Origin of the sequence: Novosphingobium sp. Gsoil 351, assembly GCF_009707465.1 — a bacterium.
Classification (GTDB): domain Bacteria; phylum Pseudomonadota; class Alphaproteobacteria; order Sphingomonadales; family Sphingomonadaceae; genus Novosphingobium.
This window is the reverse complement of record NZ_CP046120.1, coordinates 3,245,101-3,263,471: the sequence shown is the minus strand read 5'-3', so window position 1 is coordinate 3,263,471 and position 18,371 is coordinate 3,245,101. Positions and strand designations below refer to the sequence as shown.

At 62.8% G+C, this 18,371-nt stretch carries 19 protein-coding genes and 3 pseudogenes; 13 read left to right on the top strand and 9 right to left on the bottom strand.

The window, feature by feature from the left end; genetic code table 11:
- Window positions 1-73 precede the first annotated feature (73 nt).
- Both GKE62_RS18585 and GKE62_RS15780 read left to right on the top strand, forming a co-directional pair.
- Window positions 74-268: a hypothetical protein gene (locus tag GKE62_RS18585; protein WP_195908722.1), complete on the top strand. Its 195-nt coding sequence runs from the start codon at window positions 74-76 to the stop codon at window positions 266-268.
- A gap of 22 nt (window positions 269-290) precedes the next feature.
- Window positions 291-680: pseudogene (locus tag GKE62_RS15780) on the top strand (transposase); the annotation flags it as partial.
- Window positions 681-947: 267 nt separating this feature from the next.
- Here the strand turns inward: GKE62_RS15780 and GKE62_RS15775 are convergent.
- The 4 genes from GKE62_RS15775 to GKE62_RS15760 all read right to left on the bottom strand — a co-directional run bounded on the left by GKE62_RS15775 (window position 948) and on the right by GKE62_RS15760 (window position 5,454).
- Complete coding sequence (locus GKE62_RS15775) at window positions 948-1,973, bottom strand: AraC family transcriptional regulator (RefSeq protein WP_154693061.1); 1,026 nt, start codon at window positions 1,971-1,973, stop codon at window positions 948-950.
- A gap of 16 nt (window positions 1,974-1,989) precedes the next feature.
- Window positions 1,990-2,190 carry a helix-turn-helix domain-containing protein gene (locus GKE62_RS19855; RefSeq protein ID WP_370516108.1) on the bottom strand — a complete coding sequence of 67 codons (201 nt, stop codon included), beginning with the start codon at window positions 2,188-2,190 and terminating at the stop codon, window positions 1,990-1,992.
- Between the two features lie 693 nt (window positions 2,191-2,883).
- Window positions 2,884-3,336: a BLUF domain-containing protein gene (locus tag GKE62_RS15765; RefSeq protein WP_154693059.1), complete on the bottom strand. Its 453-nt coding sequence runs from the start codon at window positions 3,334-3,336 to the stop codon at window positions 2,884-2,886.
- A gap of 6 nt (window positions 3,337-3,342) precedes the next feature.
- Window positions 3,343-5,454 (bottom strand): EAL domain-containing protein, encoded by a 2,112-nt coding sequence (locus GKE62_RS15760; protein WP_195908462.1) that lies wholly within the window; start codon window positions 5,452-5,454, stop codon window positions 3,343-3,345.
- A 419-nt stretch (window positions 5,455-5,873) separates the two neighbouring features.
- Here GKE62_RS15760 and GKE62_RS15755 point away from each other — a divergent pair, with 419 nt between their 5' ends.
- Together GKE62_RS15755 and GKE62_RS19850 are read left to right on the top strand one after the other, a co-directional pair.
- A complete protein-coding gene (locus GKE62_RS15755; RefSeq protein WP_154693057.1) occupies window positions 5,874-7,028 on the top strand; it encodes a sensor histidine kinase in 1,155 nt (384 codons plus the stop codon).
- Window positions 7,029-7,301, top strand: a pseudogene (locus tag GKE62_RS19850) (response regulator); the annotation flags it as partial.
- Here the strand turns inward: GKE62_RS19850 and GKE62_RS19845 are convergent.
- On the bottom strand, window positions 7,270-7,929 hold the full coding sequence (locus GKE62_RS19845) for a sensor histidine kinase (protein ID WP_370516107.1): 660 nt from the start codon (window positions 7,927-7,929) through the stop codon (window positions 7,270-7,272). The pseudogene GKE62_RS19850 and the gene GKE62_RS19845 sit on opposite strands and share 32 nt — an antisense overlap.
- 474 nt (window positions 7,930-8,403) lie before the next feature.
- Here GKE62_RS19845 and GKE62_RS15740 point away from each other — a divergent pair, with 474 nt between their 5' ends.
- The 3 genes and pseudogenes from GKE62_RS15740 (at window position 8,404) to GKE62_RS15730 (ending at window position 10,640) form a co-directional block, all read left to right on the top strand.
- Window positions 8,404-8,640, top strand: coding sequence for a cytochrome P450 (locus tag GKE62_RS15740; protein ID WP_154693054.1), 237 nt, complete (start codon window positions 8,404-8,406; stop codon window positions 8,638-8,640).
- Between the two features lie 332 nt (window positions 8,641-8,972).
- On the top strand, window positions 8,973-9,755 hold the full coding sequence (locus GKE62_RS15735; RefSeq protein WP_154693053.1) for a histidine phosphatase family protein: 783 nt from the start codon (window positions 8,973-8,975) through the stop codon (window positions 9,753-9,755).
- Window positions 9,652-10,640: pseudogene (locus tag GKE62_RS15730) on the top strand (NAD(P)H-hydrate dehydratase). Before GKE62_RS15735 ends, GKE62_RS15730 begins: the two are co-directional and overlap by 104 nt.
- Before the next feature lie 119 nt (window positions 10,641-10,759).
- Here GKE62_RS15730 and GKE62_RS15725 read toward each other — a convergent pair.
- Window positions 10,760-11,368, bottom strand: a complete 609-nt coding sequence (locus GKE62_RS15725; RefSeq protein ID WP_154693052.1) for a flavodoxin family protein — start codon at window positions 11,366-11,368, stop codon at window positions 10,760-10,762.
- Between the two features lie 102 nt (window positions 11,369-11,470).
- On the opposite strand from GKE62_RS15725, the gene GKE62_RS15720 reads away from it, so the two are divergent.
- From GKE62_RS15720 to GKE62_RS15705, 6 genes are all read left to right on the top strand, one after another.
- A complete protein-coding gene (locus GKE62_RS15720) occupies window positions 11,471-12,346 on the top strand; it encodes an SDR family oxidoreductase (RefSeq protein WP_195908461.1) in 876 nt (291 codons plus the stop codon).
- A gap of 162 nt (window positions 12,347-12,508) precedes the next feature.
- Window positions 12,509-13,339, top strand: a complete 831-nt coding sequence (locus GKE62_RS15715; RefSeq protein WP_154693770.1) for a transglutaminase family protein — start codon at window positions 12,509-12,511, stop codon at window positions 13,337-13,339.
- A 61-nt stretch (window positions 13,340-13,400) separates the two neighbouring features.
- A complete protein-coding gene (locus tag GKE62_RS19180; RefSeq protein ID WP_230207091.1) occupies window positions 13,401-13,721 on the top strand; it encodes an NmrA family NAD(P)-binding protein in 321 nt (106 codons plus the stop codon).
- Window positions 13,722-13,749: 28 nt separating this feature from the next.
- Window positions 13,750-13,944 carry a hypothetical protein gene (locus tag GKE62_RS19175; protein ID WP_230206749.1) on the top strand — a complete coding sequence of 65 codons (195 nt, stop codon included), beginning with the start codon at window positions 13,750-13,752 and terminating at the stop codon, window positions 13,942-13,944.
- Window positions 13,945-13,987: 43 nt separating this feature from the next.
- Window positions 13,988-14,242, top strand: coding sequence for a hypothetical protein (locus GKE62_RS19170; RefSeq protein ID WP_230206748.1), 255 nt, complete (start codon window positions 13,988-13,990; stop codon window positions 14,240-14,242).
- Window positions 14,243-14,426: 184 nt separating this feature from the next.
- Window positions 14,427-15,101 carry a peptidylprolyl isomerase gene (locus tag GKE62_RS15705; RefSeq protein WP_154693051.1) on the top strand — a complete coding sequence of 225 codons (675 nt, stop codon included), beginning with the start codon at window positions 14,427-14,429 and terminating at the stop codon, window positions 15,099-15,101.
- A gap of 311 nt (window positions 15,102-15,412) precedes the next feature.
- Here GKE62_RS15705 and GKE62_RS15700 read toward each other — a convergent pair whose 3' ends face one another.
- The 3 genes from GKE62_RS15700 to GKE62_RS15695 form a co-directional block, all read right to left on the bottom strand.
- The gene (locus tag GKE62_RS15700) at window positions 15,413-17,815 is read right to left on the bottom strand and encodes a CHAT domain-containing protein (protein ID WP_154693050.1); all 2,403 of its coding nucleotides are present in this window, start codon (window positions 17,813-17,815) and stop codon (window positions 15,413-15,415) included.
- A gap of 153 nt (window positions 17,816-17,968) precedes the next feature.
- Window positions 17,969-18,091 carry a hypothetical protein gene (locus GKE62_RS19485; RefSeq protein ID WP_255453331.1) on the bottom strand — a complete coding sequence of 41 codons (123 nt, stop codon included), beginning with the start codon at window positions 18,089-18,091 and terminating at the stop codon, window positions 17,969-17,971.
- A gap of 36 nt (window positions 18,092-18,127) precedes the next feature.
- Window positions 18,128-18,352 carry a hypothetical protein gene (locus tag GKE62_RS15695; RefSeq protein ID WP_154693049.1) on the bottom strand — a complete coding sequence of 75 codons (225 nt, stop codon included), beginning with the start codon at window positions 18,350-18,352 and terminating at the stop codon, window positions 18,128-18,130.
- Window positions 18,353-18,371 lie beyond the last annotated feature (19 nt).

The following is an 18,371-nucleotide window of genomic DNA, read 5'->3' as shown; positions in this document are numbered from 1 at the left end:
GTACTCGGCCCTGGGCCTATCGCGTGGAACCCGTCGTGCTTCCGCGCGTCTAAGTCTGTGGGCGAGGAATCCGATGACCGTGAGCTATCGAATAGAGTGGATGAAGGTTGAACGGACCCTCTCGACTATGGAAATATTCGACTTAGGTGCGGCTTTGGAAACTATCAGCCGTGACTTGCCGGGCTATTCCAGACGTAGCGGCGTGACCCATGCCATCGTGCGCGACGACTGCGACGCCGCAGTGTTCGATAGTCGTTCAACTCAGTGACGCAGCGGACTTTCGAGGACGCGTTCCCACCGCCTTCGCCCAGGAAACACCCGAGACCGCCAAGGCCCAGCAGCGCAGTGTGGCTGATCAGCTCAGGCCGACCGTGCCCAAGCTGGCTGCCCTGATGGACAGCGCCGAGGACGATGTGCTGGCCTACATGACCTTCCCCGCGCAGCATCGCACCAAGCTGCACTCCAACAATCCCATTGAGCGCCTCAATGGCGAAATCAAGCGGCGCACCGATGTCGTCGGCATCTTCCCCAACGAGGAGGCCATAACCCGTCTCGTCGGCGCGATCCTGCTCGAACAGAATGACGAGTGGGCCGTTCAGCGTTGCCGCTACATAATGCTGGAAGGCGCCTTGGGATTAAGCAATAACACCATCATCAGGTTGCCAGCCATGGCGGCATGATAAAATCCGGCTTGGCCTCGGATCGCTGCGACTACGTCAACCAACCTACACCACGAGGTGGGGCACGATCCCGGGCCCAAATTGGCTGGTCGGGCGCAGAGACCGCAACGCGACGTTAGAGGTCACTTTCAAAACGGTCAGCTCCGCGACCCGAAGGATCACCCCTCGGTCCCGCCTCTGCGCCCGCTGGCGGGGATAACCCGGCTTGCCGCACTTTGACTGTCGCTGCTTCGCAATATGCACTGCTCAGTTAGCAGTTGATACCACCTAAACCTTCCAGGTCGGAGGCGGTTGGGGCAACTCCTGCTTTGCCTTTCGCCAGGCACTTGGGGGCATTCCGAACTCGTCATGAAACCATCGGGTGAAGGACCCGATTGTGGAATATCCCAGGCTTTCCGAAATCACGGTCAGGCTCTGCGAAGATCGAGCGATGTAGCGCAGCGCCAAGTCACGACGCACTTGGCGGAGCAACTCCACGAACGTGTGGCCTTCTGCGTGAAGTTGCCGTTGCAGGACCCGCCCACTCCTGTTGAGATTGTGGGCGACGGCATCCAGTGTCGAACGGCCAGCAGGAAGCAGAAGCGCTATCGTATGCCGCGCATGATCGGAGACGGTGCAGGAAACAGCGGGGAGATCTAACGCGTCAAGTAGCCTGCGGGCGTTGTCAGCCATGGCTTTGTCAGCCAGCGGGAGTGGGGTCGCCAGCGCCCCCGAATCAAATGAAAATCCATTGAAGGCGCTGTCGAAGGCAAGATCCGCTCGAAAAAACTGCTCGAAGAACTGTCGGTCCCTTGGCGCGCCATGCGTGAAATGAATGGCTTCAGGGTGCCACCTCCCATGCGAGGCTCCGACCAACGCGACGAACCCGAGCCCGATCGTGAGATCAGCCGCTTGTGGTTGACTGAGGGGATGAGCCACCTCGAAGGATGCTGCGACCACCCCGTCGGCTGCTTCTGTTGAAACACGAAGTACGTCACTGAGAATGCGCGGCGAGGCTGACATGGTTGTGAGGACCTCCCCCACAGTGCCCAGTCGTTCGAGCAATAGGCTGATCGGCCCCAGGCTTGCAAATGACCGGCATTGTGCCATCCGAATTCCGAAGCTGTCGCAGCCCGACAGCTTCGCTGATCTCTCCAGCAGGGTAATCGCTGCGGTCGCGGGCAAGCGAACCTGGGGATCCTCCAAATCGAGGGGCGAGATGCCCGCTGACCTAAGCAAGCGGTATCCATCGATTCCGACTAGGCTGGCAACATCGAGGTACGAATAGAGCGAGACTGCCCTGATTTGATGCATTTTGTCGCCGCCGCGCCTAATTCGGCAATGCTGCGCGGTAACGAAGCCACTTTGATACGGACAGCAGGCCCGGTGAGGTCAGCTGGAGTTGGCTCGCCTCATCATCGTTTGCGGGTATCGATCGGGTCAAGAGTCCGTGCTCCTCCAATATCCGTACCCACCGTAGCGCGGTTGGGCGCGGGACGCCCGAGGCATCGCAAGCCTGCGCGACCGTCATCTTCTGTTGTCGCGACTCCTGCACAAACAGGTGAAGCAAGATATCCCACCCTGGCTCGCCCAATAGGTGCGCCGGCAGGAAATCGGCGCGCCGTCGGCGTCCGCTGTATTCTGCTTCAGCCCAGATTCGAAGCACCAGATGATCTTGTTCTGCCGCTGCGGAATCAAGTGGGACATCGTGAACATAGTTCATGGAGTCCATCGAATCGGCCAGCCTAACCAGAAGCTCGGCGACCGACCTCAGGGTGTCGCCGGAGGCGATTGTCGTAGGGTTGGCCCCCGCAGGATCGTCTATTGGCACTTTCAAAGTCCAATTGTGGTTTGCAGGCCACCCCCCGCTACGGCCACCGGACACGCGCCGCTTCGCAATTCGCGACGCCTGCTTACCATATGACGCCAGATGGGGGAACCGGAGGCGCAATTCTTAAAAAAAAACAGCAACTCTTCTGGACCCCAGGACCCGCGCCACCATGATCGTCGGGAGCCAAGTCGACTAAAGTGAAGCCCCGCCGACCGACGCAAGATGAGTTCGCATCGCCGTGCGGGCGCCACGAGGGGTGAATCAATCCCTCGCGGAGGGTCACGCGATTGTCCCTCATCCCTCAGCCACGAGAGGCACTTCCACGCCCCGCGACACCATGCAGGCTCGAGGGCCTGAGGTCGATCCAGGCACGTTTTTTCAGCGTTGACGCGATCAACGCCCTTGTAATGCCGCGGCGCCGAGCCGTCGTTCCGCATCCTCCCCGAGCTCCGACATCAATCTGCAGCGTTCGGGCTCTGCGGTGAGAGGGCTAAGCAATGCCTTCATCTGACGATCGAGGAATGGGTTCGAACCAGCGTAGGCCATCGCCCACTCAGGGAACCTGCGACGCGGGACCTGCTTGTGCGCGACAACCGTGACATGGTGATGGCGAGTATCCTTCGAGATACTGGCCATCAAGCTTTCGACTGACCTTCGCGGTCCCTCAAGAAATTGCGCGAAATGCAATCCGGTGTAGAACAAGGCACCCGTGACCAGGAGTAGTTTATTACGCTCAATCGCCTCGCTGACGATCTCGCCAACGCTCGCCTGATCGCCATTCACGTCCAAAGTGCTTCTGCTGACGTAAAGAAGCGAAGTCAGGCCTATTTCGCTGACGTTTGACACGTCTGGTCAAGCTCGCTTCAGTAAGCGGGACGGCGCCAGGGCCGCGCAGTCCCGCCGATCGCGTACGGAATTCTTCAAGATGCGCCGCACCCGGCTCGACTGGACCGCCCTGCCGAAAAGGTACCCCTGGCCATACTGACAGCCCAGGTCCGCCAATTGACGCCTCTGCTCCTCGGTCTCGATACCCTCGGCCACCACTTCGAGATTTAGGCTCGCCGCGAGATCGATAACCGCCTTCACAATGGCGCACACCTCGCGATCATCTGACATGCGCTCGATAAAAGAACGATCGATCTTGACGACATCGACCGGAAAATCACGCAGATGCGACAACGACGAATAGCCGGTGCCAAAATCATCTAGAGCTATTCGAACCCCGGCGCGTGAGAGCAGCTTCAGCGCGCGCTCTACATAGTTCGACGCGCTCGCGACGAAGACATGCTCGGTGACCTCAAGTTCGATGCGATGCGGCGCAACACTGTATTGCCCTAGGCGATCAAGCAATCGCTCCGCAAAATCGTCGCGCAGGAATTCTGCCGGCGCCGCGTTGATCGCCACGACACCAATTGGAACATCGTGTTCGAGCCAGGCGCGGATGTCACCGAACACCCGGTGTTGCATGTGCTCCCCGATCGAGGTGGCGAGTTCATAGTCCTTGAAAGCTTCGGCCACAGTGTGAGGAAGCTGGATACCCTGGGTTGCGTGTCGCCAGCGCAGCAAGGCCTCAAAGCCGGCGATCTCTCCGGTGACCAGGTTGATCTTCTGCTGATAGTAGGGGTCGACCGTCTCGCGGGTAATGGCGCTTCTCGCCAGACTTAATTGCGAAGACACCAGCCGCGCCTGTTCGCGCATGCGTTGATGAAACATCTTCGTCCCGCCACGACCCGATTCCTTTAGCGAATACAATGCTATATCGGCATGGGCGAGAAGCTCGTTGGCTGAGGTTGCATCGCCAGGAAAAACGGCGCCACCGATGCTCGCCCCCGAGCTTATCTCCCGCTCTCCGATCCTCACGCGGTCTTTGAGCCGCTGAAGGATCGCCTCGCCGATCTTACACAGCTCATCGGCCACCCCGCACTGCTCGATGATCACGGCGAATTCGTCTCCGCCCAACCGTGCTACAAAATCGCTGGCGCGAAGGGCGTCACGAAGTCTGCGGGCGAGAATCTTGAGCAAGCGGTCACCGGCGAGATGGCCGAGCGAATCGTTGACGTGCTTGAAGTGATCCAGGTCGACCAAAAGCAGCCCAACGGTGCCGCCCGATTCCATTGCCCTGAGGACGGCGGCCTGAAGGCGACCCTCAAAAGAGCGCCGGTTGGGCAATTCGGTAAGCGCATCGTGTTCGCTTGCCCATCGCAGTTGCTCCGAGGCGTGCCGTTGCCGCGTAAGGTCGCGCGAGATCGCGAGGATCTGCACTATATCCCCTGCCCTGTTTCGCACCGGCGTCACCGAAACGTCCCACCATTTTGGCGTTTCCTTGGCTGTCGGACAATATCCTGAACAGCGGATACTCTCGCCTGCGACAGCACCGTCGAGTGCGGCCCGGATCATATCGCGGCAATCCGGGGGCCAGAGCTCACTCCACTGACGCCCCAGCACGTCCGACGCGTGATCAAATTCGCACGCGTCAACGCCGGGTTCGTTTATAAACTGAATTGCCCCGTGGAGGTCGATGATCTTGATACAGTCGGCACTTGCCTGGACGATGCTGCGATACAGGATTTCGTTGCGGCTGGCTTCCTCCCGTGCCCTGATACGATCGTCGACATCGGTGCATATGCCGCACCATTCCACGACCTGGTTATCGATCAATCGCGCCTTTGCCCGCGCGAGCACCCACTTGTAGCTGTCGTCAGCGGCCCTCAGCCGGAACTGAGTCTCGAAATCCGACTTGCTTGAAAGGGCGTCGGACCAAACGGCGAGCAGCTGTTCAAGGTCGTCAGGGTGGACAGCTTCGGTCCACGATTTGCTGGTGTCGTTTGACCTGTCAATGCCGGTAAATGTGTACCACTGCTCGTTCAACAGAGTGCAAACGCCGGCCGGATCGGTGGTCCAAACGATTTGCGGCACTGCATCCAATGCAGCGCTAGCGAGCGTCTGATGGCTTGAATAACCCACGGCACCCGCTCCCCGGGCATCCTCCTGCAATGGCGAGATTAAATCGAGATGCACCCGCGCACTGGGAGATTACCTATGCCGGAAGCCGGATAGCGTCATGAGGGGGTCACAACCCAATTTATCGAGTCATAGACAATGCTAGCCTCGGGCGCCGGAATGACGCCAGTCGCCGCATAACCGCCTGCAGGTCGTCGGCGGCGATGGCTGCCCGGCAGACAACGCGTCGGTCGTTCTCCTGATCGCACTGTTCGCATCGGTTCAGCGCCCTTCAGACCTTGGGTCTGAACTTTCGGGCCAATCCTTTCCGACGCTAGCGCTATTTATCTCGCCCCCAGCCTCAAGCGCGGTCTATCCCATAGCGAATACCCGGCGAGCACACCTACTTGGCGGGCGCGTGGAACGATTGCGGAGATGATCACATGCTCGAGATGGCAAGCCGATTTCTTGGGATGCGAGGTCTGCCACCCCATGGCTATTGCTTGTTATGGGACCCGTCTCTGATCTGGACGCATGTGGCCTCGGATGCTGTCATCGCACTGGCGTACTTCTCGATACCTCTCGTGCTGTGGCGCCTCCTCAAGGCACGTCCAGACATTGAGTTCGGCTGGATCCTGGGTTTGTTCGCCACTTTTATCCTGGCCTGCGGGACCACTCACCTGCTTAGTATATATGTCCTGTGGGTGCCGGCTTATGGCGTCGAAGCCGTCGTCAAGATGATCACTGCGCTCGCCTCGATTGGCACCGCGGCACTCCTCATTCCCTTACTACCCAAGCTGGTAGCGATACCTTCTCCAGCTCAACTGCGTGCGGTCAACGAGCGCTTGGTAGCGGAATCCGCCGAACGGGAGCGGACCGCCGAAATGCTACGTCATTCGCAAAAACTTGAGGTGATTGGTCGGATTACCGGTGGCGTCGCGCACGACTTCAACAACTTGCTTCAGGTGGTACTGGCCAACCTCGATCGCGCGGAGCGCATCGCCGGCAAAGACGATCCCGCGGTGCGGCGGGCGCTTGCCAACGCAACGCTCGGTGCCCAGCGCGCTGCGGAGCTTACCGACCAACTGCTCGCTTTCGCAAGGCGCCAACCGCTCACGCCGATCGCCGTTTCGTTAAACGCACTGGTTGCGGAAGCAGCGCCCCTCATGGAGAAGGCAGTTGGGCAAAATGTGCAAATTTCCTTCGCCCCGAGTGACGATGACCCACACGTGGAGATAGACCAAACTCAGCTGCAAAACGCATTGCTGAACCTAGCGATCAACGCTCGTGATGCTATGCCCGATGGAGGCCTGCTGCAGATCTCGGTGCACGAAGACGAGCATCCCGAATGCGTGGAGCTGCGCATATCGGACAACGGTGTGGGGATGGATGCAGAAACGCTCGAACGCGCGACCGAGCCTTTCTTCACGACGAAGCCGGTCGGGCAAGGAACGGGCTTGGGCCTCAGCCAGGTATATGGAATGGTCGAGCAGCTGGGCGGCTCGCTCAAGATCGAATCTGATCCTGGAACAGGAACGCGAGTACGGTTGTTCCTGCCCCGGATGGTCGCACAAGCGGGATCTTCGGTGGGAGGGTAAATGGCACGGGTTCTGCTCGTCGAGGATGAAGCGCTCGTGCGCATGGCGGCCGAAGAGGACCTCGCCGAGCTAGGCCATGATGTTGTCGTCGCCGAGAACGGCGATGCCGCTTTTGCGCATCTCACAGCGGGAGAGCCTTTTGACGTCCTCGTCACAGATATCCGGATGCCGGGCAAGTTGGACGGGTGGTCCTTGGCAAGCCAGGCCCGACAAATTTTGCCGCAGCTTGGTGTTGTCTACGTCAGTGGATTCGCGGGATCTTTTGGTGAGCTGCTCCCGGGCTCAAAGTTCCTGAAGAAGCCCTATCGGATGGCTCAACTCGAGGAGGCGGTGAAGGCTTGTGTGACAGGGCCTGAGCTTGATCCTTCACTTTGAGCATCATTACGCAACGAACCCCACGAGGATGATACTGCAGATCCGCTTTTCCTATCTCGGGCGAAGACAGCAATGCGGATCCCATCCCGCTGCGTGTGGGCGGCTTGACCTCGGGGCCGCCGGTTTCTTCCCACACCAGGGTCGTCTTGCCGTCAACAGGCGGAGTCCAGTTCACGTGTACCCGGCCGGCTGGCACGGAAAGCGCGCCATATTTAAGTGCGTTCGTGCACAGCTCGTGGAGAGCAAGCGACAGAGGAACACAAACCTCGTCAGGCACGCAGCACTTGGGCCCGTCAATGGCGAAGTTACCCGCCTCGTGGAAAGCGGCGCAGCCCTTCTCAATAATTGAAGCGAGATCGCATCCACCCTCTGGGTCATCGAACATGACATCATGAGCGTTTGCCAGGGCGGACAAGCGCTTGGAAAACACCGGGATGAACTGAGTTGGATCGCTTCGCGCAGATTGCTGCGCCATTGCCTGCACAATCGTCAGCGTGTTGCGAACCCGGTGGCGCAACTCACGCATTAGAAATTCAGATCGGCGCTGAGCGGCCGCCATTTGCGCGAGCGTCTGTCGCAGAGCTTCGGTAGTCGCCACCAAGAGAAGGCACGACGAGAAGAACAGGGCGGTCATGACTGCCGCTTGGACGGTCGATCGGGCATGGACGGGTTCGTCGAGAAAGCCCCAGTTGGCAATCGCGGCGGCGATCAGGACACTGGCAAGGCCAAACCTCCAGCCCGCAAACAGGGTGCACAGCACGACCGCGGGAAAGTAGGTGACGAATGGTACTGGATCGGCGGCGACGCCCAGTCCCCAGCGCACCGCGGTCGCGGTGCCCATGGCGAGAAGCAGGACCATCGCGCCGCGCCGCCAGGAATTTTGCGACGTGATGGCGTCGCGCACGAAACCGAAGCGCGTCATGGCGTTCCCCTCGGCTCGCATCCAGCCGTCGCCCATATTCTCCGCCCCAGCCCACCGGTCAAGGCGGGGCAACAGCAGGTGCGCAGTTATGTATGCCCGTTCGCGATCGAGATGGACCGCACGATCAAGAAGCAGGTCACGTTCGGAGCCGGCGCCCACATTTGTCCAGGGCAGTTCCTGGCCCGCCAGGAGATCAAGATCCTGCTCGAGGAGTGGTTCGCCCGGATTCCCAGCTTCCGCCTCGAGCCTGGTCAGGACGTCCGGCATCTCGGCGGCGTTACCGCCGGGACGGAACCGTTCTGGCTGGCGTGGTGAGGTCCGCCGCGAGCGGGAATCCGAGCTAAGAGTTCAGCCACGCCCGTAGACAGTCCACGGCAGCCTTGGGCCGATCTCGGCCTGACCACTTCTAGAGGTCGCTCCGGCGGTAGGCCGCCCTTCCGTTCACCACCTCTTGAGATCATGCCCGCTTCTGACCAAAGTCCGCAGCCAACTGCGCAAGGCCAAAGTCCCCACAGCTTTCAGGCAGAACGTTTGAGGTCGTGAACTGCGCCCTCTTGGCCGTGCCCCCCGTCGCTCCAGCCCGGTCCAGTCCGGTACCTCAGGCCAGCTATGGGAACCCCAACGTCAGCGCTTTCGTTCAGCAGCCAATGGATAAACACCGGACCACTTCAACCCGCTGGCCCGCAGTTCTTTGGGTGGTGCGGCACGGCCAGAGCGCGGGAAACCTGGCGCGCGACGCCGCCGATGAGGCGGGGCTTGCGAAAATCTCGTTGACCCACCGCGATGTCGATGTTCCCTTGTCCGCGCTAGGGCGCGAGCAAGCCGCCGCGTTGGGCAGTTGGTTCGCCGCCGCTCACGAGGACGGCCGCCCGGAAATCATGCTGGCCTCGCCTTATGTCCGCGCAGTGGAGACCGCCGAGGTGTTCCGCAACGCGGGAGGATGCCCGCCCGAGGAACGCATCTGCCTTGACGAGAGGCTGCGCGAGAAAGAATTCGGCATCCTCGACGGGTTGACCCGCAGGGGGATTGTCGAAATGCAGCCGGACCAGGCGAGGTTTCGCGAGATCCTCGGCAAGTTCTATCATCGCCCGCCGGGAGGCGAATCGTGGGTCGACGTGATTTTTCGCCTACGAGCGTTGATGGACACGATTTCGCTCCACTTCGCGGGCCGGCGGGTCATGATCGTGGCGCATCAGGTGGTGGTGCTGTGCCTGCGCTATGTCATCGAGAATCTCTCCGAAGCCGAAGTGCTGGCGATCGACGCCCGGGGCGATGTGGCGAACTGCGCGATCACCGAATATCGTTTCGATCCCGCCGCGGGGCGCGATGGCAACCTTGTCCTCGCGCGTTACAACGTCACCGCGCCGATGGAGGAGGAAGCGACCCCGATCACCGCCGCGCCCGACAAGATGGTCGCCGCGCGTGGCTGAGCACAATGTCATCCCGCTCGATTCCACTTGGCTGCGCGAGAATCCCCTCCCCCAGCCGGGCGATCACGCCGACAAGAACGAGCGCGGCCGGGTCCTGGCGATCGGCGGCTGCCGAACGGTGCCCGGGGGCATCCGCCTGACGGCAGAGGGCGCGCTGCGCGCGGGTGCTGGCAAGGTGCGCGTGGCGACGATCGAATCGGCCGCCATGCCGCTGGGTGTGGCGATGCCCGAGGTCGGCGTTTACGGTTTGCCGGAGGATGACGACGGTGAGATCGGTCCCGGCGCCGGCGCCGCCTTGGATGAGCTTCTTGAACGCAACGATGGCATCGTCGTCGGCCCGGCGATCGCCAGCATCGGTGCCGCGGGGGCGATCGTGGATCGGATCCTGGCCTCGGAGACTTGCCAAACCCCGGTTGTGCTCGATGCCGCCGCGCTGACTTGCCTGCCTCCGTTGCGGACCCGCGCGGTGCACGATCGCGAGCATCCGGTGATCCTGACCCCCCACGCCGGCGAGTTGGCGGGGATGCTCGAGTGTGGGATCGACGATATCGAGCGCGACCGGCCGGGCGCGGTGAGGACGGCTGCCGAACGGTTTGGGGGGTTTGCGTGCTGAAAGGCGCGACGAGTCTTGTCGCCGCCCCATCAGGCCGGCTCTATGCCTACTCGGGAGGCGGGGTCGGGCTCGCCACGGGAGGTTCGGGCGACGTGATGGCTGGCATAGCAGCAGGCCTTGTCGCGCGCGGTACGGATGCTCTGAGCGCCACGTTGTGGGCGGTTTGGCTCCACGGCGAGGCAGGTCGTCGCTGCGCTGAACGCCAGGGTCCGCTAGGATTTCTGGCGCGGGAGCTGCTCGCTCACGTTCCGGGGCTCATGCGCGCTGTGTAGGCGCCCCTCGTCGTCGTTTTTCCTCCACGGCGCGGCGGGGTAGCCGGTATTGGGGGGGTGCGCTCGCGCCGTCTATGGCTTCAGCCGAGCGCGTCAGAGCATTCCATCTTCGGCGGCAGCTATCCCGGATAAGGCGTCTTTTTCAGCAACTTTGCGAGGTGCGCAGCGTTGCCTGCCACCATCTTTGCGCTCTCAGTGACCTTCTGTGGAGTTCGCTTCAGGTCGACAAAGTCGGTTGAGCCCATCGCTTCGCCGACCCAGTAGCATGCCGCGACCGCGGGTAGCGTGCAACCGACATCGTTAAGTGCCTGGAATAGCTGCGCCGAGGAGAAATGCGCGCCGTCCTCGTTGCCCACGATCGCGGCGACCGCCACCTTGCCGTAGCTTGGCATCCGGCCTTGCTCGTCGGTCTCACTCAGGAAGGCGTCCATCCTTTCCAGGACACGTTTGGCGACGCTCGAGACCTGCCCCATCCAGATCGGCCCGCCGAAGATCAGAATGTCGTGGGCGAGGATCTTCGTTCGCAGAGCGGGCCATTCATCCCCTGCGCCCTCGTCCGACGTGACGCCCGGCGTGATATTGAGATCGACTACTCGAACCGTTTCGGTAACTTCGACTTTATCGGCCTTAAAGGCTTTCTCCAAGACCGCGATCATCGCGTCCGTGGAGCTGCCTTCTTGGCCACCGGTCTTGAGTGTGCAGTTTAGCGCCAACGCCTTGAGGGTCATAACGCAGTCTCCGAAACGGACTGAGGCAGGAGCGCGATCAACCCTACACAATCGAGAACTCTTTCACGGCCAACGGGTTCTTGGTGGCGAAGGGATATTGCCATGACCGATACGAAAACCGCAGAAGCCGCGCTGATCGAGCCAATTGCCGAAGAACCGAAGATGCCGGGCCACGAATCCAGGCTTGAGCCCAAGCCTGAGTGGCAGCCCCGTTATCCCGGATCGGGGCGGCTCATGGGCAAAGTGGCGATCGTCACCGGGGCGGACAGAGGGATCGGCCGGGCGGTGGCGGTGCTCTTTGCGCGCGAGGGTGCAAAAGTCGCGATTGCCTACCTCTGTGAACATGACGACGCGGCAAAGACCAAGCAGCTGTGCGAGGCGGAAGGCGCCGAGGCGCTGACGTTTCCCGGCGATCTCGGCGACCCCGAGGTGGGCAAGCGGCTCGTCGCGGAAACGATCGAGCGATGGGACCGGGTCGACGTGCTGGTCAACAACGCCGGCGAGCAGCACCCCGACAAGGACATTCGCGACATCACCGTCGAGCAGCTCCAACGCACCTTCCAGACCAACATCTTCGCGATGTTCTATCTGGTCCAGGCGGCGCGGCCGCACCTGAAAAAGGGCGCGTCGATCATCAACTGCACCTCGATCACGATGTATCAAGGCAGCAAGGAACTGCTCGACTATTCGAGCACCAAGGGCGCGATAACCGCGTTCACGCGTTCACTGTCGGAGAACCTCATCGGGGACGGTATCCGCGTCAACGCGGTGGCGCCGGGGCCGATCTGGAGCCCGCTAAACCCCTGCGGCGGCTCTTCGCCCGAGAAGCTTGCGCACTTTGGTGCGGACACCCCGATGGGCCGCCCCGGCCAACCCAACGAGGTCGCCCCGGCGTTCCTGTTCCTGGCCTGCGAGGATTCCTCGTACATGTCGGGGCAGGTGCTCCATCCCAACGGCGGGACCATCGTCAACGGCTAAGGGTGTCCGTAGATGCAGAGGGGCCGATATCCGCCTGTCTGGATCGTGATGTTCACCGGGGGAAGCGGCCTTTGTGATCTGGCGCAATTTACATCGTGTTTGTGTGACCTTGCTGGAGCGGAACGCGGCCGCGCGCGTTGTGCTCGCTTGAAAGGTCGCACAATGTTGATCAGCTGCGGATATACAATTGCCTTCAGTGCCGAGCGCGCAACGCCGATGATCGCGCTGCTGAGCATACGCCCCGAGCGCCGGCGCGACCTGAGGTGTCCCCATCGCATTTCGTTGGCGCCGGACGTGCCCCGCTTCGATTTTGTAGACGGCTTCGGCAACGTCTGCACCCGATTAACCGTTCCGGCCGGTGGCATTGAGTTGAGCTGCGACTTCGTCGTCGAAGACAGCGGCAAACCGGAACCGGTCACGCTGGATGCCAACGAGCACCCGATCGAGCGTCTGCCGGACGAGGTTCTGCCGTTCCTCCTTCCGAGCCGCTATTGCGAGTCCGACCTGCTCGGCAAGACCGCCTGGGACTTGTTCGGTCACATCGAGCCGGGGTGGACCCGGGTCCAGGAAATCGTCGACTTCACCCACGGGCGGATTGCGTTCGGATACGAGGACGCCAATCGCTATCGGACGGCGATGGGCGCCTTCGACCAGCGCGTCGGGGTGTGCCGCGACTACGCTCACCTGGCGATCGCACTGTGCCGGGCCATGAATATCCCGGCGCGTTACTGCACGGGCTACCTCGGCGACATCGGCATAGCCCCAGTGGATCTGCCGATGGACTTCTCGGCGTGGATCGAAGTCTGGCTCGGAGATCGCTGGCACACATTCGACCCGCGCCACAACCGGAGGCGAATCGGACGGGTGCTGATGGCGGTCGGGCGCGACGCCGCGGATGCCGCCCTGACCACCGCGTTTGGTCCGGTGGCGCTGCGCAACTTCGAAGTTCGCTGTGAGGAGACAGTCTCGGCGCGCGCCAGGGTCGCGGCTTGAGCCGAATGCATCGCAATCGTTCCCGAGAGACCGATAGTTGACTGAAGAGCGCCCCTTGATCGTGCTCGCGGGTGCAAGCGGAGACTTGGGCGGCCGGATCGCCCGGACCTTGGCTACCCAAGGCGCCCAGGTTCGCGCTCTTGTCCGTACTTCCATCCCTGCACTCAAGCGCGACGTCCTTGAGAAGACAGGTGTCGAACTCGTTGCGGTGGATTTGCACGATCGCGATGACGTGGTGTCCGCGTGCCATGGCGCCCTGTGCGTTGTGTCGACGCTCAACGGTCTTCGCGATGTCGTGATCGATGCCCAGCGCCGGCTGCTTGAGGCCGCCGTCGCCTTCGGATTTTGCGGAGGACTTCACCCGGACAACGCCGGGCCGTAACCGCAATCTCGACCTCAGGCGCGAGTTCATGGCAATCGCCGACGCAGCGCCGATCCGGGTTACCTCGATCCTCAATGGCGCCTTCATGGACATGCTCGGCGCAGAGATGCCGATCATCCAGCCGCGCGTCCGCCGCGTGCTCTACTGGCGTAGCGCCGATCAGCCCTTGGACTTCACGATGAGGGGGACGACGTTGCGGCCTTCACCGCCCGCGCAGTGCTAGAACTGGAAACACCGCGGATCCTGCGCGGCAGATTGCGCAGACGATGACCGCGCTAAGCGGTCGCCGCTACAAGCCGCTCTACGCGGGAAGCATCGGCTCGCTCGGCCTCATCATCAAGGCAACGAAGCTGCTTGCGCCACAACCGCGCGAGGTGTTCCCGGCCTGGCAGGGCATGCAGTACATGCGGGACATGTTCAGCGGCGAAGGCAAGCTTGATCCGCTGGACAACGCCCGGTACGATGAATTGAAATGGACCTCGGTCCGCGACCACCTCGCAGCGACGCGCCCGGATCGCTGACTCCGTCCTGGTGGAGCAGCGCCCAGGCGCGCTTAGAGCTCGACGTTGGGGTCGCCGGCCCCGACAGCCAGTGGTTCATCTGCTGCTACCGCGCGCTCTAGATCTGCGCGGTGCGAATATACCACGACTGGCTGGTCGGGTCGGGACTGTAGCGCAGGGCGCGCGCCTGCGACATCATTACCCAATGAACCGCCGATTCGCCTTGATCGCCATTCCGCTGCTGTTCGCCCTGCCGGCCTATGCCGCCGCGCCCAAGGCTAAGCCCAAACCCCGCGCCGCCGCACCAGCCCCGCCCCCGCCGCTTGGTGACAGCGTGCGGGTCGCGATGGTCACCGAGTTGGGCACGATCGAGCTCGAGCTCGATCACAAGCACGCGCCGGTCACGGTCGCGAACTTCGTGCGCTACGTCGACCTCAAGCGGTTCGACGGGATCGCGTTCTACCGGTCGATGAAGCTCACTTGGGGGCAGCAGCCCAACGGGCTGATCCAGGCCGGGCTCCAGGGCAATCCGCTCAAGGTGATGAAGCCGATCGCGCACGAGCCGACCAGCACGACCGGCATCCTGCACAAGGCCGGCGCGATCTCGATGGCGCGCAACGCGCCGGGAACCGCGACGGCGGACTGGTCAATCCTGCTTTCCGACCTGACTTCGCTCGATGCCGACCCGAAGTCGCCCGATCCCGAGGCGCAGGCTGGTTACGCCGCCTTCGGCCACGTCGTTTCGGGGATGGACGTCGCGCGCAAGATTTGGGACGCGCCGCTCTCCCCGACCGCGGGTGAAGGCGCGCTCAAGGGGCAGATGCTCGCTCCACCGGTCAAGATCCTGACGGTGCGGCGCGTAGCGCTTCCCGCGCCATAGCAATTGAGCCATTAGCCCCTCGCAAGGTTAGCCACATTCCTGACGTTTCGCGCAGCGATAGCCGGAGCGTATGAACTGCCATCCGTTCGTGCTTGAGGAGAGCCGTTTCCCGCAAGGCCGGTCTTCAGCGAGTGCAGGCAAAAGCAGCCAGTCAAGCCGCGACACCCAGAAATCAGCCATTCCAATGTCGGCTGGCGCGCTGACCAACCGCCGTGCAGAGTTTATGCCTACGGCCAACGAGAGCCGAGAACGCAGTCTACACCTTAATCCCAACCTCTATCCTCGTAAGCCTGCAGCACCGATCACCGCTCCTAGCGACCGCTATCTCCTATAAACGCAAAAGGCGCCCAAGCGCTGGGGTGCGCCCATGTGGCGAAATCGGCGTCCCCCGCCGCATCGTCACGGATCGCCTTCTCGGCCGCCTGCAGTGCTTCGGCGCGGGTCCATTCCGGATGCGCGCGTTGAAGCGTCAAAATCAGCGGAATCATCTTCTCCGCAACCGCGTCCTTCACCGGCCAGTGCGATGCGAGCACGCTGCGCGCGCCAGCGAAGAAGAACGCGCGGACCAGCCCCGAAAGCCCGGTCGCGCCCTCGCTGCCGTCGCCCCCGGCGGTATTGCAGGCGGACAGGATCACCCACTGCGCATCTATGTCGAGCCCGGCGATCTCCGATGCGGCGAGATAGCCGTCGTCCTTTACGGTCGCCGTGGCCGGCGGGGTCAGCACCAGTCCGGGCTCGGCCGCACCGGCCTCCCCAGTGAGCAAGCCATGCGTCGATAGGGCGAGCACCGAAAGGCGCGTGAGGTCGGCGGACTTGAAGGCGGTCTCGCGGGCTGTCTCGGCGAGCATGATCCGGCTGAGCTCGGGTCCGAACGCGGCCTTCAGAGCGGTCAGCTCGCGCGCGGTTCCGGGCAGCCGGGCCAGCGTCCGCAGCGTCGCAGGATCGGCCAAAGGCTGGTCGCCGGCAAAGCTGTTGAAGCCGGCGCTGGCCAAGCCCCCGCCGGAGCGGGTTCTGCGGACTTTGGGGCTTGCCCCGCGGTCGAGCGCCTCGCCGTCGAGCACCGGGTCGCCGAAACCGACAAGGCGATCGGCGGCCTCGGCGCCACCCGGCTCCGCGCGCAGCAGTTGCAGCGTCTGGAGCGAAGGCAGCTGAAGCAGCGTGAGCCGGTCGCCCAGCCACGGCGTAGCACGAAGCACCGCCGGATCGCCATCGGCGCCACTAGGGGTGTCGGCCACCAGCAGCGAAAACGGCAGCGAGGAAAGTGAACCGCTGGCCACGATATACAGGAACTTCGTGTTCTTCAGCTGCGTCGCAAACGGTTCGACGAGTTCGCGATAGAGCAAGTGCGCGGTGGTGCGGTCGAAGGGAAACTGGCCGGTCCCTTCGCTTTGCCAGCGCAGTTCTTCCGCCGCGGTGGCGTCGACGTCGGCGCCCGCATCCCACAGCAGGCGGCGAACGTGCTTGTTGAGCGCGTCGGCCCCGAGGTCGGAGCGTCGCCAGGTCACGCCCTGGTGATCGACCAGGAAGACGTGCGTGCCGAAAATTGTCGGCATGACCAGCAGACCCGCATCGCCCGGCCGGAACAGCGCCTTCGCCTCAAGCGGCGCAAGTGGCCTGGGCCGGACCAACGCGAAGAATTCGGGTGCGGCGGCGCCGAGCTTCGCGTCCACGGCATCGCGCGAAGCGTCGATCTGTTGGATCCGGGTGTAGGTGGCATCCTTCTCGGGCTGGGTCATGTTGCCGGAATTGGCGGCAAGCGTCTTGAGCAATGCCTCCGATTGCTGGCTCAGCGCGGCGCGTTGCTGGAACAAGGCGCTCGCGCCATGCTTGGCCGCCGCGCGCTCTGCCGCGGCGCGCCCGAGCGCGCGCGTGGTGCGGTCGAGCGTCACATCCTGTAACGTGAGGAACACATCTGCGCTGGTCTCGGCGTCGCGCTTGCCGGCGGTCCACGCGGCATCGGCATAGAGCCGGGCGAAGTCGCCAAAGCGGTCCTCGCCGGCGTCGTTGTCGGACAGGAGTATGTGCTCCGACGAGCCGAGCTGCCATTCCTCAGTGCGGCTTGAGCCAAGGTGCTGGCGGTACAGCCGCGCGCTGAGCATGGCCTGGTGCGCCGCCGAGAGTGCGCTCGCGGAATCGTCGCCGTGGGCCAGCGCCAGCCTGGCGTAAAGGCCCTGGAGGCGGTTCAGCGGCTTGTTGAGATAGCGCACCGCACCGTAGGGAAAAGTGTCGGGGCCATAGCGCTCGGCAAACAGCGCCGAACGGTCGTTGGCGGCATCGGTGGCGAGCGGCTTGAGCACGGCGAGCGCCTGATCAGGATGGCCCGCCTCTTCGAAGTCCGACGCGAGATTGTAGGCGGCATAGAGCATGCACTCGTACGGCGAATCCTCGCCCAAACGAGCAGGCTTGCGCGGGTCAGCGACCGCCGCGGCGCGCGCCTCGCAAACCGCCAGCATCTCGCGCCGCGCCTGAATCGAAGCTTCGTAATTTTTCGCTTCCTCGGCCTCGATGGCCAGGTTGCTCAGGGCGTAGAAATAATCCTTCGAAGTCGCGCCAAACCGGTCGCGCTTGAGCGTGGCGATCTGGCGCAGGATCGCCTGGGCGGAAGCGCGGTCTGAAGCGGGAACCGCGCGCACCTGTTCCTCGAGCAACTTGATCTGCGCCTTGAACGCCGCCTCGTCGGACGGTGCAGATGGTGCCGCTTCGGCGGCGCACACCGGTGAGACGGAAACAGGGGCGAGCGCGCAAAACGCGCTTGTCCCAATGCGAATCAATGCTTTACGAATTGCCCTCACGCAACGGATCAGGGACCAACACTGCGGCGAAGGCAAGCCTCGACTTACCGATGCGTTGGGCGAGCTGGCGCGTGGTCATACCGAGAGCCTCGCGGTGGCGAGCATGAGGTGGACGGAGCGGACATCGGCGCGCGGCGCAACTTTTGCCAGCTCCGGCTGTTCCACAAGGCGGCGCTCGAAATATGCATCCGTATCCATGCGCGTTCCCCTCGTAGTAGGCTGTTTGCGACCCGACTACAAAAGGGCCAAGGGTGTTCGTTTGCGGCGTCCCCGCCGCCCGAGTTGCGTCCGTGCGGTATCTACGACCGGGGCTTGTAGGTCGGGCGGCGGCGCAACGTTGAGTAGTCTTCTCTTTTTGCCGAGCAGCAGCCTGAGCCTCGAGCGCTCTTCGTCGTAGGGGGATTCGGCGAGCGCCTTCTCCAGGCGGTAAATGTCGGCTTCGATGATCCAGTTGGACATTGCTCTCCTCGTTGTCCGG